This window comes from Citrobacter meridianamericanus, from assembly GCF_041320245.1.
In the GTDB taxonomy this organism is placed as follows: Bacteria; Pseudomonadota; Gammaproteobacteria; order Enterobacterales; family Enterobacteriaceae; genus Citrobacter; species Citrobacter meridianamericanus.
In genome coordinates this window covers 4,302,556-4,315,484 of sequence record NZ_CP101036.1, presented here as the reverse complement: position 1 = coordinate 4,315,484, position 12,929 = coordinate 4,302,556, and the positions used below count along the sequence as shown (strand labels likewise).

Sequence of the window (12,929 nt, the reverse complement as noted above, 5' to 3'; positions counted from 1 at the left end):
GGGGGTCGCTTTTGCTGAAGTATCGCCTGATTTCTGCTTTTGTTTTAATACCCGTTGTCATCGCGGCGTTGTTTTTGCTGCCGCCGGTGGGGTTCGCCATTGTCACGCTGGTTGTCTGTATGCTGGCCGCCTGGGAATGGGGACAGTTAAGCGGTTTTACCACGCGTACACAGCGAGTATGGCTGGCGGTTTTGTGTGGGCTATTGCTGGCACTGATGCTGTTTTTACTGCCAGAATACCATCGCAATATTCATCAGCCTCTGGTTGAAGTCTCGCTGTGGGCGTCGCTGGGCTGGTGGGTCGTGGCGCTGTTGCTGGTACTGTTTTATCCCGGCTCTGCGGCGGTATGGCGTAATTCCAAAACATTACGCATAATTTTCGGCGTGTTGACCATTGTCCCGTTCTTTTGGGGAATGCTGGCGCTACGTGCATGGCACTATGATGAGAATCATTATAGTGGCGCGCTATGGCTGCTGTATGTCATGATCCTCGTCTGGGGAGCTGACTCTGGTGCCTATATGTTTGGTAAGCTGTTTGGCAAACATAAGCTGGCGCCGAAGGTTTCTCCTGGTAAAACCTGGCAGGGTTTTTTTGGCGGACTCGCCACTGCGGCCGTGATCTCATGGGGTTATGGCATGTGGGCGAATCTTGAGGTTGCGCCTGTCACCTTGCTTATTTGCTCCATCGTTGCAGCCCTGGCCTCCGTGCTGGGTGACCTGACCGAGAGTATGTTTAAGCGTGAAGCAGGAATAAAGGACAGTGGTCACTTAATTCCAGGACACGGTGGTATTCTGGATCGCATTGATAGCCTGACGGCTGCGGTACCGGTCTTTGCCTGCCTGTTGTTATTGGTATTCAGGACGCTTTAACGGATGGTCTTATGCTGAGTATTCTCTGGAATCTGGCTGCATTCATTGTTGCACTTGGTGTGCTTATCACCGTGCATGAATTTGGTCATTTCTGGGTTGCGCGGCGCTGCGGAGTTCGCGTCGAACGCTTTTCCATTGGTTTTGGAAAAGCGCTTTGGCGGCGTACCGATAAATCAGGTACGGAATACGTCATCGCCCTGATTCCTCTCGGCGGTTACGTCAAAATGTTGGATGAGCGCGCTGAACCGGTCGCACCGGAGTTGCGCCATTACGCTTTCAACAATAAAACGGTTGGACAACGCGCAGCCATCATCGCCGCAGGTCCGATTGCAAACTTCCTTTTTGCTATTTTCGCTTATTGGCTGGTGTTTATCATCGGTGTTCCTGGCGTTCGCCCGGTTGTTGGTGAAATAACGCCCAACTCAATTGCTGCGCAGGCGCAAATTCAGCCGGGTACGGAACTAAAAGCGGTTGATGGTATCGAAACCCCTGATTGGGATGCCGTAAGATTGCAACTGGTAGCCAAAATTGGCGATCAGCATACGACTCTCAGCGTAGCGCAATTTGGCAGTAACCAGCGTCAGGACAAAACGCTGGATTTACGTCAGTGGGCATTTGAGCCAGACAAGCAGGATCCCGTCTCCAGTTTAGGGATTCGTCCGCGCGGTCCGCAGATTGAACCGGTGCTGTCAGAAGTGCAGGTTAACTCCGCTGCAAGTAAGGCGGGTTTGCAAGCTGGCGACAGGATCGTTAAAGTCAATGGTCAGCCGCTGACACAATGGATGACGTTTGTCACGCAGGTGCGCGATAATCCGGATAAGCCGTTAGCGCTAGATATTGAAAGACAAGGAAGTTCCTTGTCTTTAACGTTAACCCCAGATTCAAAAGAGGTTAACGGGAAGGCAGAGGGTTTTGCGGGCGTGGTGCCTAAAGTTATTCCTCTGCCTGATGAGTATAAGACTGTACGCCAGTATGGGCCATTCAGCGCCATCCTCGAAGCCTCGGATAAAACGTGGCAGTTGATGAAGCTGACGGTCAGTATGCTGGGAAAATTGATTACCGGTGATGTAAAACTGAACAACCTCAGTGGGCCGATTTCTATCGCCCAGGGGGCTGGGATGTCAGCGGAGTTCGGGGTTATTTATTACCTGATGTTCCTTGCGCTTATCAGCGTGAACTTAGGGATAATCAACCTGTTTCCGTTGCCCGTTCTTGACGGGGGGCATCTGCTGTTCCTGGCGATTGAAAAGCTGAAGGGCGGTCCGGTATCCGAGCGGGTTCAAGACTTTAGTTATCGCATTGGCTCTATCTTGCTGGTGTTGTTAATGGGGCTTGCACTTTTCAATGATTTCTCTCGGTTGTAAGAGAGTGTTAGGAAGAACGCATAATAACGATGGCGATGAAAAAGTTGCTCATAGCGTCGCTGCTGTTTAGCAGCGCCACCGTATACGGTGCTGAAGGGTTCGTAGTGAAGGACATTCATTTCGAAGGCCTACAGCGAGTCGCCGTTGGTGCGGCTCTCCTCAGTATGCCGGTGCGCACAGGCGACACGGTTAATGATGAAGACATCAGTAATACCATTCGTGCTCTGTTCGCCACCGGTAACTTTGAGGATGTCCGCGTCCTGCGCGATGGTGATACCCTTCTGGTTCAGGTAAAAGAACGCCCGACGATTGCCAGCATCACTTTCTCCGGTAATAAATCGGTGAAAGATGACATGTTGAAGCAGAATCTCGAGGCGTCTGGCGTGCGTGTTGGCGAGTCTCTGGATCGCACCACGCTTGCTGATATCGAAAAAGGCCTGGAAGATTTCTACTATAGCGTCGGTAAGTACAGCGCCAGTGTGAAAGCAGTGGTTACGCCTTTGCCGCGTAACCGCGTTGACCTCAAACTGGTCTTCCAGGAAGGGGTTTCGGCGAAGATCCAACAGATCAATATCGTCGGCAACCATGCCTTCACAACCGAGGAACTTATTTCTCACTTCCAGTTGCGTGATGAAGTTCCGTGGTGGAACGTGGTGGGCGATCGTAAATACCAGAAACAGAAACTGGCGGGCGACCTTGAAACCCTGCGCAGCTACTATCTGGATCGCGGCTATGCTCGTTTCAACATCGATTCCACCCAGGTCAGCCTGACGCCGGATAAAAAAGGTATCTATATCACCGTTAACATCACTGAAGGCGATCAGTACAAGCTTTCAGGGGTACAGGTGAGCGGTAATCTGGCCGGGCATTCTGCCGAAATTGAGACCCTGACGAAAATCGAACCAGGCGAACTCTATAACGGCACTAAAGTGACCAAAATGGAAGATGATATCAAGAAGCTTCTGGGTCGCTATGGCTATGCCTATCCGCGCGTACAGTCGCAGCCTGAAATCAACGATGCAGACAAAACCGTTAAATTGCGCGTAAACGTGGATGCGGGTAACCGTTTCTATGTGCGTAAGATCCGCTTTGAAGGTAACGACACTTCTAAAGATTCCGTTCTGCGTCGCGAAATGCGTCAGATGGAAGGTGCCTGGTTGGGTAGCGATCTGGTCGATCAGGGTAAAGAGCGTCTGAACCGCCTGGGTTACTTTGAAACCGTCGATACCGATACTCAGCGTATTCCGGGCAGTCCGGATCAGGTTGATGTGGTTTATAAGGTCAAAGAGCGTAACACCGGTAGCTTTAACTTCGGCGTCGGTTACGGTACCGAGAGCGGCGTGAGCTTCCAGGCTGGCGTTCAGCAAGATAACTGGTTAGGTACTGGCTATTCTGTTGGTATCAATGGCACCAAAAACGACTACCAGACCTATACTGAGTTGTCTGTGACTAACCCGTACTTCACCGTTGATGGTGTGAGTCTGGGTGGCCGTGTCTTCTACAATGACTTTGAAGCGAATGATGCGGATCTGTCCGACTATACCAACAAAAGTTATGGTACAGACGTAACGCTTGGCTTCCCGGTAAACGAATACAACACGTTGCGTGCTGGCCTGGGTTATGTACACAACAAACTGTCCAACATGCAGCCGCAGGTTGCGATGGATCGTTATCTTGAGTCAATGGGCGAGACCAATACCAACAGCTTTGCCGCTGATGACTTCACCTTTAACTATGGTTGGACGTACAACAAACTGGACCGTGGGTACTTCCCAACGGACGGTACACGCGTCAACCTGAACGGTAAAGTGACCATTCCGGGTTCTGATAACGAATACTACAAAGTGTCGATGGATACCGCGACCTATGTGCCGATCGATGACGATCACAAGTGGGTGGTTTTAGGACGTACGAAGGTAGGCTATGGTGACGGCATTGGCAGTAAAGAAATGCCGTTCTATGAAAACTTCTATGCAGGTGGTTCCAGCACCGTGCGTGGTTTCCAGTCGAATACCATCGGTCCAAAAGCGGTCTATAAAAACGGTGCCTACGCCAGTGGTTCCGATAATAACGATTACGAAGAGTGTTCCAACGCAGACGGTAAAGACTGTAAATCGGATGATGCAGTGGGCGGTAACGCCATGGCTGTCGCCAGCCTGGAGTTTATTACCCCAACGCCGTTCATTAGTGACAAGTATGCTAACTCGGTCCGTACCTCGTTCTTCTGGGATATGGGTACCGTTTGGGATACTAACTGGCAGGATAGCGCTCAAACAAGAGCTATAGGTGTGCCGGACTACAGTGATCCAAGCAATATCCGTATGTCAGCGGGTATCGCTTTACAATGGATGTCCCCATTGGGGCCGTTGGTTTTCTCCTACGCCCAGCCGTTCAAGAAGTACGATGGAGACAAAGCGGAACAGTTCCAGTTTAACATTGGTAAAACCTGGTAATTGTTCTTCGCAAAGGAATGTAGTGGTAGTGTAGCGATGACTTTAGGCGATCTTGCATGGGATCGCCTGGCCACGCAAAGAACTGTACCCTCGGGTGCAAATGGGATGGTAAGGAGTTAATTGTGAAAAAGTGGTTATTAGCTGCAGGTCTCGGTTTAGCGATGGCAACGTCCGCACAAGCGGCTGACAAAATTGCAATCGTCAACATGGGTAGCCTGTTCCAACAGGTTGCACAGAAGACAGGCGTTTCTGCTACGCTGGAAAACGAGTTCAAAGGCCGTGCCAGCGAACTGCAGCGTATGGAATCCGATCTGCAATCTAAGATGCAGCGTCTGCAATCAATGAAAGCAGGTAGCGATCGTACCAAGCTGGAAAAAGACGTTATGGCTCAGCGTCAGACTTTCTCTCAGAAAGCTCAGGCTTTTGAGCAGGATCGTGCGCGTCGCTCCAACGAAGAACGTGGCAAACTGGTTACTCGTATCCAGACTGCTGTGAAATCTGTTGCCAGCAGCCAGAGCATCGATCTGGTCGTTGACGCAAACACCGTTGCATACAACAGCAGCGATGTAAAAGACATCACCGCTGACGTACTGAAACAGGTTAAATAAGTAATGCCTTCAATTCGACTGGCTGATTTAGCAGAGCAGTTGGATGCAGAATTACACGGTGATGGCGATATCGTCATCACCGGCGTAGCGTCCATGCAATCTGCGCAAACTGGCAATATTACGTTCATGGTGAATCCTAAGTACCGTGAGCACTTAGGCGTATGCCAGGCTTCTGCCGTAGTGATGACGCAGGACGATCTTCCTTTTGCTAAGAGTGCAGCGCTGGTAGTGAAGAATCCCTACCTGACCTATGCTCGCATGGCGCAAATCTTAGATACCACGCCGCAGCCGGCACAAAACATTGCACCGAGTGCAGTAATTGATGCGACGGCGAAGCTGGGTAACAATGTCTCTGTGGGCGCAAATGCGGTCATTGAGTCTGGCGTAGAACTGGGCGATAACGTCGTTATCGGCGCAGGTTGCTTCGTCGGAAAAAATACTAAAATCGGCGCAGGTTCACGCTTGTGGGCGAATGTGACGATTTACCATGACATTCAGATCGGTGAGAATTGCCTGATCCAGTCCAGCACGGTCGTTGGATCTGATGGATTTGGTTACGCGAACGATCGCGGTAACTGGGTGAAGATCCCCCAGCTTGGTCGCGTGATTATTGGCGATCGCGTCGAGATCGGCGCGTGTACCACTATTGACCGTGGTGCCCTGGACGATACTGTGATCGGTAATGGTGTTATCATTGATAACCAGTGCCAGATTGCGCATAACGTTGTGATTGGCGACAATACGGCGGTAGCCGGTGGCGTCATTATGGCGGGTAGCCTGAAGATTGGCCGTTACTGCATGATTGGCGGTGCCAGCGTGATTAATGGGCATATGGAAATATGCGACAAAGTCACGGTGACTGGCATGGGTATGGTGATGCGTCCTATCACTGAACCGGGCGTCTACTCCTCAGGCATTCCGCTGCAACCTAACAAGGTATGGCGTAAAACAGCTGCACTGGTGATGAACATTGATGATATGAGCAAGCGCCTCAAATCGATTGAGCGCAAGGTTAATCAACAAGACTAAAGCACCTTTTTTGCATGTCTGACTTTTCGGCCTGTCCCATTCATACGATTGCGACAGGCCGTGTTATTATTGCCTTTTAGTATATTTTGACAGGAAGAGTATTTTGACTACTAACACTCATACTCTGCATATTGAAGAGATTCTAGAACTTCTGCCGCACCGTTTTCCGTTTTTGCTGGTTGACCGCGTGCTGGATTTTGAAGAAGGTCGTTTTCTGCGCGCAGTGAAAAATGTATCCGTTAACGAGCCTTTCTTCCAGGGCCACTTCCCGGGTAAACCTATTTTTCCAGGCGTACTGATTCTGGAAGCGATGGCGCAGGCCACCGGCATCCTCGCGTTTAAAAGCGTAGGAAAACTGGAACCAGGCGAACTGTACTATTTCGCGGGCATTGACGAAGCACGCTTTAAGCGTCCTGTCGTACCTGGCGATCAGATGATCATGGAAGTGACTTTCGAGAAAACGCGCCGTGGCCTGACCCGTTTTAAAGGGGTTGCGCTGGTCGACGGTAAAGTTGTATGCGAAGCAACGATGATGTGTGCCCGTAGCCGGGAGGCCTGATACGTGATTGATAAATCCGCCTTTATTCACCCGACCGCCATTGTGGAAGAGGGCGCCAGCATTGGCGCTAACGCTCACATTGGCCCATTTTGTATTGTTGGACCCCATGTTGAAATTGGTGAGGGTACCGTACTGAAGTCTCACGTTGTCGTGAATGGCCATACCAAAATTGGTCGCGATAACGAGATCTATCAGTTTGCCTCCATCGGTGAAGTTAACCAGGATCTGAAATATGCTGGCGAACCAACCCGCGTGGAAATTGGCGATCGCAACCGCATCCGCGAAAGCGTCACCATTCATCGTGGCACAGTGCAGGGCGGTGGAGTGACGAAGGTGGGCAGCGATAACTTACTGATGATTAATGCGCACGTTGCGCATGATTGTACGGTAGGCAACCGCTGTATTCTGGCAAATAACGCCACGCTTGCCGGACATGTATCGCTTGATGATTTTGTTATCATCGGCGGCATGACCGCGGTGCATCAGTTTTGCATCATCGGCGCGCATGTGATGGTTGGCGGTTGTTCTGGCGTTGCCCAGGATGTGCCTCCGTACGTTATCGCCCAGGGCAACCACGCCACGCCGTTTGGCGTTAACATCGAAGGTCTGAAGCGTCGCGGATTTACCCGCGAAGCGATCACCGCGATTCGTAACGCCTATAAAGCGTTGTACCGTAACGGTAAAACGCTGGAAGAAGCGAAGCCGGAAATCGCGGAACTGGCGCAACAGTACCCCGAAGTCCAGGCTTTCAGCGATTTCTTTGAGCGCTCAACGCGTGGCCTGATTCGTTAATGACTGAACAGCGTCCTTTAACGATAGCCCTCGTCGCCGGAGAAACCTCCGGCGATATTCTTGGTGCAGGGTTAATCCGTGCACTCAAGGCGCGTGTTCCCAATGCGCGTTTTGTTGGCGTGGCGGGCCCGCTGATGCAGGCCGAAGGCTGTGAGGCCTGGTACGAAATGGAAGAGTTGGCGGTAATGGGCATTGTTGAAGTGCTCGGACGCCTGCGCCGCTTACTACATATTCGTGCCGATCTCACTCGCCGTTTCACTGAACTTAAGCCGGATGTTTTCGTCGGCATTGATGCGCCTGACTTCAATATTACCCTCGAAGGCAACCTGAAAAAGCAGGGCATAAAAACCATTCATTATGTCAGTCCTTCTGTATGGGCCTGGCGACAGAAACGTGTTTTCAAAATAGGCAGATCCACCAATATGGTGCTGGCCTTTCTGCCTTTCGAAAAAGCGTTTTATGACAAATTTAACGTTCCGTGCCGCTTTATCGGCCACACTATGGCGGATGCCATGCCGCTGGATCCGGATAAAAACGCGGCACGCGACGTGCTGGGTATTCCCCATGATGCTCACTGTCTGGCTCTATTGCCAGGAAGCCGTGGCGCAGAAGTGGAGATGCTCAGTGCCGATTTTCTGAAAACGGCGCAGCTTTTGCGCCAGCATTATCCGGATCTCGAAGTCGTGGTGCCGTTGGTGAATGCCAAACGTCGCGAGCAGTTTGAGCGTATCAAAGCTGAAGTTGCACCGGATCTTTCCGTACATCTGCTCAATGGGATGGGACGTGAAGCGATGGTGGCCAGCGATGCAGCACTGTTGGCTTCAGGCACGGCAGCGCTGGAATGTATGCTGGCAAAATGCCCGATGGTGGTTGGCTACCGTATGAAACCCTTTACCTTCTGGTTGGCGAAGCGTCTGGTGAAAACGGATTACGTTTCGCTACCTAACCTGCTGGCAGGAAGAGAACTGGTTAAAGAGTTGTTGCAGGAAGAGTGTGAACCGCAGGCGCTGTCGCAGGCGCTGCTGCCGTTGCTGGCGAAGGGTAAAACCAGCCATGCGATGCACGACACATTCCGTGAACTGCACCAGCAGATCCGTTGCAATGCTGATGAGCAGGCGGCGGATGCAGTCCTGGAGTTAGCACAATGATTGAGTTTGTTTATCCACATACGCATTTAGTGGCGGGTGTGGATGAAGTTGGACGTGGTCCTTTGGTCGGCGCGGTTGTTACTGCCGCCGTTATTCTGGATCCGGCTCGTCCTGTTATTGGTCTGAACGACTCAAAAAAACTGTCGGAAAAACGTCGCCTGGCGCTGTTTGATGAAATCAAAGAAAAAGCGTTAAGCTGGAGTCTGGGCCGTGCGGAACCGCATGAAATCGACGAGCTGAATATTTTACATGCCACCATGCTGGCGATGCAGCGTGCGGTTGCGGGTCTGCATATTGCGCCGGAATACGTACTGATTGACGGCAATCGTTGCCCGGCATTACCGATGCCGTCAATGGCGGTGGTCAAAGGTGATAGCCGCGTGGCGGAGATTAGCGCTGCTTCGATACTGGCAAAAGTCACCCGTGACGCTGAAATGGCGGCACTGGATACGGTTTTCCCGCAGTATGGCTTTGCACAGCACAAAGGTTATCCAACTGCTTTTCATCTGGAAAAGTTGGCACTACATGGTGCAACAGAGCACCATCGCCGTAGTTTTGGCCCCGTCAAACGCGCTCTGGGACTCACGTCCTGATTCTTGTGTCGAAGGAATCTGAAGATGTCTGAACCTCGTTTCGTCCACCTGCGGGTGCACAGCGACTACTCCATGATCGATGGGCTGGCGAAAACCGGGCCGCTGGTAAAAAAGGCGGCCGCGTTAGGCATGCCTGCGCTGGCGATCACCGATTTTACCAACCTGTGTGGTCTGGTGAAGTTTTACGGAGCGGGTCACGGCGCCGGCATTAAACCGATTGTTGGTGCAGATTTTCATGTCCGCAGTGAGCTATTGGGTGATGAACTCACGCAACTCACCGTGCTGGCCGCTAACAATACCGGCTATCAGAACCTGACGTTGTTGATATCGAAAGCCTATCAGCGTGGCTATGGCGCAGAAGGACCTGTCATCGACAGAGACTGGCTGATCGAACTAAAAGAAGGTTTGATTTTGCTCTCCGGCGGTCGTATGGGCGACGTCGGGCGCAGCCTGCTGCGCGGCAATAGCGCACTGGTTGATGAGTGCGTGGCGTTTTATGAAGAACATTTTCCTGATTGCTATTTTTTAGAACTGATTCGCACCGGCAGGCAGGATGAAGAAAATTATCTGCATGCTGCGGTAGAACTGGCTGAAACGCGTGGTCTTCCGGTGGTGGCGACCAACGATGTTCGCTTCCTTGAAACCGGTGATTTTGACGCGCATGAAATCCGCGTGGCAATCCACGACGGGTTTACCCTTGATGATCCAAAACGACCGCGTAATTATTCGCCGCAGCAGTACATGCGCAGCGAAGATGAGATGTGCGATCTATTCTCCGATATCCCGGAGGCGTTGCAAAACACTGTTGAGATAGCCAAGCGCTGTAACGTGACGGTGCGTCTGGGTGAGTATTTCCTGCCACAGTTCCCGACTGGTGATATGACCACCGAGGATTTCCTTGTGGCAAAATCACGCGAAGGTCTGGAAGAGCGTCTGGCGTTTTTATTCCCGGATCCTGAAGTTCGCGCGCAGAAGCGACCGCCTTATGACGAACGTCTGGAAGTTGAACTTAAAGTTATCAACCAGATGGGCTTCCCGGGTTACTTCCTGATCGTTATGGAGTTTATCCAGTGGTCGAAAGATAACGGCGTACCGGTAGGCCCGGGACGTGGTTCTGGTGCTGGTTCGCTGGTCGCCTACGCGCTGAAAATTACCGACCTTGATCCGCTGGAATTTGACCTGCTGTTCGAACGTTTCCTTAACCCGGAACGTGTTTCAATGCCCGATTTTGACGTTGATTTCTGTATGGAAAAACGTGACCAGGTCATTGAACACGTGGCGGAAATGTACGGTCGTGATGCGGTTTCGCAGATTATTACCTTCGGTACGATGGCGGCAAAAGCGGTTATCCGTGACGTGGGCCGCGTACTGGGTCACCCGTATGGCTTCGTTGACCGTATTTCGAAACTGGTGCCGCCCGACCCGGGCATGACGCTGGCCAAAGCCTTTGAAGCTGAACCTCAACTGCCGGAAATCTATGAGGCAGATGAAGAGGTTAGAGCGCTGATCGATATGGCGCGCAAGCTGGAAGGCGTCACGCGTAACGCTGGTAAGCACGCCGGTGGCGTGGTTATAGCACCGACCAAAATTACTGATTTTGCGCCGCTGTACTGTGATGAGCAGGGGCTGCACCCGGTCACCCAGTTTGATAAAAACGACGTGGAATACGCCGGCCTCGTGAAGTTCGACTTCCTCGGTCTGCGTACGCTCACCATCATCAACTGGGCGTTGGAAATGATCAACGCGCGCCGTGAAAAGAACGGTGAACCGCCGTTGGATATCGCCGCTATCCCGCTGGATGACAAAAAAAGCTTCGACATGCTGCAACGTTCGGAGACCACGGCGGTGTTCCAGCTTGAATCCCGCGGCATGAAAGATCTGATCAAACGTCTGCAGCCTGACTGCTTCGAAGATATGATCGCACTGGTGGCTCTGTTCCGACCTGGTCCGCTACAGTCGGGGATGGTAGATAACTTTATCGACCGTAAGCATGGTCGTGAAGAGATTTCCTACCCGGACGTACAATGGCAGCATGAGTGTCTGAAACCGGTACTGGAGCCGACCTACGGCATTATCCTGTATCAGGAACAGGTTATGCAGATTGCCCAGGAGCTGTCCGGATACACCCTTGGCGGCGCGGATATGCTGCGTCGTGCGATGGGTAAGAAAAAACCGGAAGAGATGGCTAAGCAGCGCGGTACCTTTGAAGAAGGGGCGAAAAAGCGCGGCGTCGACGGCGAACTGGCGATGAAAATCTTTGACCTGGTGGAGAAATTCGCCGGTTACGGATTTAACAAATCGCACTCCGCAGCCTATGCGCTGGTCTCCTACCAGACGCTGTGGCTGAAGGCGCATTACCCTGCCGAATTTATGGCGGCGGTAATGACCGCCGATATGGATAACACCGAGAAAGTCGTCGGACTGGTGGATGAATGCTGGCGCATGGGGCTCAAAATCCTGCCACCGGACATCAACTCCGGGCTTTATCATTTTCACGTGAATGATGATGGCGAGATTGTCTACGGCATCGGCGCGATAAAAGGCGTGGGTGAAGGGCCAATTGAGGCTATTATTGAGGCGCGAAATGAAGGCGGTTACTTCCGCGAACTATTTGATCTTTGTGCGCGTACGGATATCAAAAAACTTAACCGCCGGGTGCTGGAAAAGTTAATCATGTCCGGGGCGTTTGACCGCCTTGGTCCGCATCGTGCGGCGTTGATGAACTCACTCAGCGATGCCCTAAAAGCCGCCGATCAGCATGCGAAAGCCGAGGCAATTGGTCAGGCGGATATGTTTGGCGTACTGGCGGAAGAGCCGGAACAAATTGAACAGTCTTATGCCAACTGTACACCGTGGCCGGAGCAGGTGGTATTAGACGGTGAGCGTGAAACGTTAGGTCTTTACCTGACGGGACACCCTATCAATCAGTATTTAAAAGAAATTGAGCGCTATGTTGGAGGCCACAGGCTGAAAGACATGCATCCGACAGAACGTGGTAAAGTCACCACGGCTGCGGGGCTCGTCATTGCTGCGCGGGTAATGGTCACCAAGCGCGGCAATCGTATCGGCATCTGTACACTGGATGACCGTTCCGGGCGTCTGGAAGTGATGTTATTTACCGATGCTCTGGATAAATACCAGCAATTGCTGGAAAAAGACCGCATACTTATCGTCAGCGGACAGGTCAGCTTTGATGACTTCAGCGGCGGGCTTAAAATGATGGCCCGTGAAGTCATGGATATTGACGAAGCCCGGGAAAAATATGCTCGCGGGCTTGCTATCTCGCTGACGGACAGGCAAATTGATGACCAGCTTTTAAACCGACTCCGTCAGTCTCTGGAACCCCACCGCTCTGGGACAATTCCAGTACATCTCTACTATCAGAGGGCGGATGCGCGTGCGCGATTGCGTTTTGGCGCAACGTGGCGTGTCTCTCCGAGCGATCGTTTGCTAAACGATCTCCGTGGCCTTATTGGTTCGGAGCAGGTGGAACTGGAGTTTGACTAATACAGGA

General features: G+C 51.9%; 10 protein-coding genes. All 10 read left to right on the top strand.

Features of this window, described 5'->3' with window-relative positions:
- The first annotated feature begins 11 nt into the window (after positions 1-11).
- The 10 genes from cdsA to dnaE all read left to right on the top strand — a co-directional run bounded on the left by cdsA (position 12) and on the right by dnaE (position 12,922).
- Positions 12-869, top strand: a complete 858-nt coding sequence (gene cdsA / locus NMD08_RS21120; RefSeq protein WP_151216795.1) for a phosphatidate cytidylyltransferase — start codon at positions 12-14, stop codon at positions 867-869.
- An 11-nt stretch (positions 870-880) separates the two neighbouring features.
- Complete coding sequence (gene rseP / locus NMD08_RS21115) at positions 881-2,233, top strand: sigma E protease regulator RseP (RefSeq protein ID WP_151224585.1); 1,353 nt, start codon at positions 881-883, stop codon at positions 2,231-2,233.
- Positions 2,234-2,262: 29 nt separating this feature from the next.
- Positions 2,263-4,686: an outer membrane protein assembly factor BamA gene (bamA, locus tag NMD08_RS21110; RefSeq protein WP_151216797.1), complete on the top strand. Its 2,424-nt coding sequence runs from the start codon at positions 2,263-2,265 to the stop codon at positions 4,684-4,686.
- 122 nt (positions 4,687-4,808) lie between these two features.
- Positions 4,809-5,294, top strand: coding sequence for a molecular chaperone Skp (gene skp / locus NMD08_RS21105; protein WP_003018533.1), 486 nt, complete (start codon positions 4,809-4,811; stop codon positions 5,292-5,294).
- A gap of 3 nt (positions 5,295-5,297) precedes the next feature.
- Complete coding sequence (gene lpxD, locus NMD08_RS21100; protein WP_151216798.1) at positions 5,298-6,323, top strand: UDP-3-O-(3-hydroxymyristoyl)glucosamine N-acyltransferase; 1,026 nt, start codon at positions 5,298-5,300, stop codon at positions 6,321-6,323.
- 103 nt (positions 6,324-6,426) lie between these two features.
- Entirely contained in the window at positions 6,427-6,882 is a 456-nt protein-coding gene (gene fabZ / locus NMD08_RS21095; protein ID WP_003018528.1) for a 3-hydroxyacyl-ACP dehydratase FabZ, read from the top strand.
- Between the two features lie 3 nt (positions 6,883-6,885).
- Positions 6,886-7,674 (top strand): acyl-ACP--UDP-N-acetylglucosamine O-acyltransferase, encoded by a 789-nt coding sequence (gene lpxA, locus NMD08_RS21090; protein ID WP_151216799.1) that lies wholly within the window; start codon positions 6,886-6,888, stop codon positions 7,672-7,674.
- Positions 7,674-8,822, top strand: coding sequence for a lipid-A-disaccharide synthase (gene lpxB / locus NMD08_RS21085; RefSeq protein WP_151216800.1), 1,149 nt, complete (start codon positions 7,674-7,676; stop codon positions 8,820-8,822). Before lpxA ends, lpxB begins: the two co-directional genes overlap by 1 nt.
- A complete protein-coding gene (gene rnhB / locus NMD08_RS21080) occupies positions 8,819-9,415 on the top strand; it encodes a ribonuclease HII (protein WP_187253757.1) in 597 nt (198 codons plus the stop codon). Before lpxB ends, rnhB begins: the two co-directional genes overlap by 4 nt.
- Before the next feature lie 24 nt (positions 9,416-9,439).
- Positions 9,440-12,922 carry a DNA polymerase III subunit alpha gene (dnaE, locus tag NMD08_RS21075; RefSeq protein WP_370618981.1) on the top strand — a complete coding sequence of 1,161 codons (3,483 nt, stop codon included), beginning with the start codon at positions 9,440-9,442 and terminating at the stop codon, positions 12,920-12,922.
- Positions 12,923-12,929 lie beyond the last annotated feature (7 nt).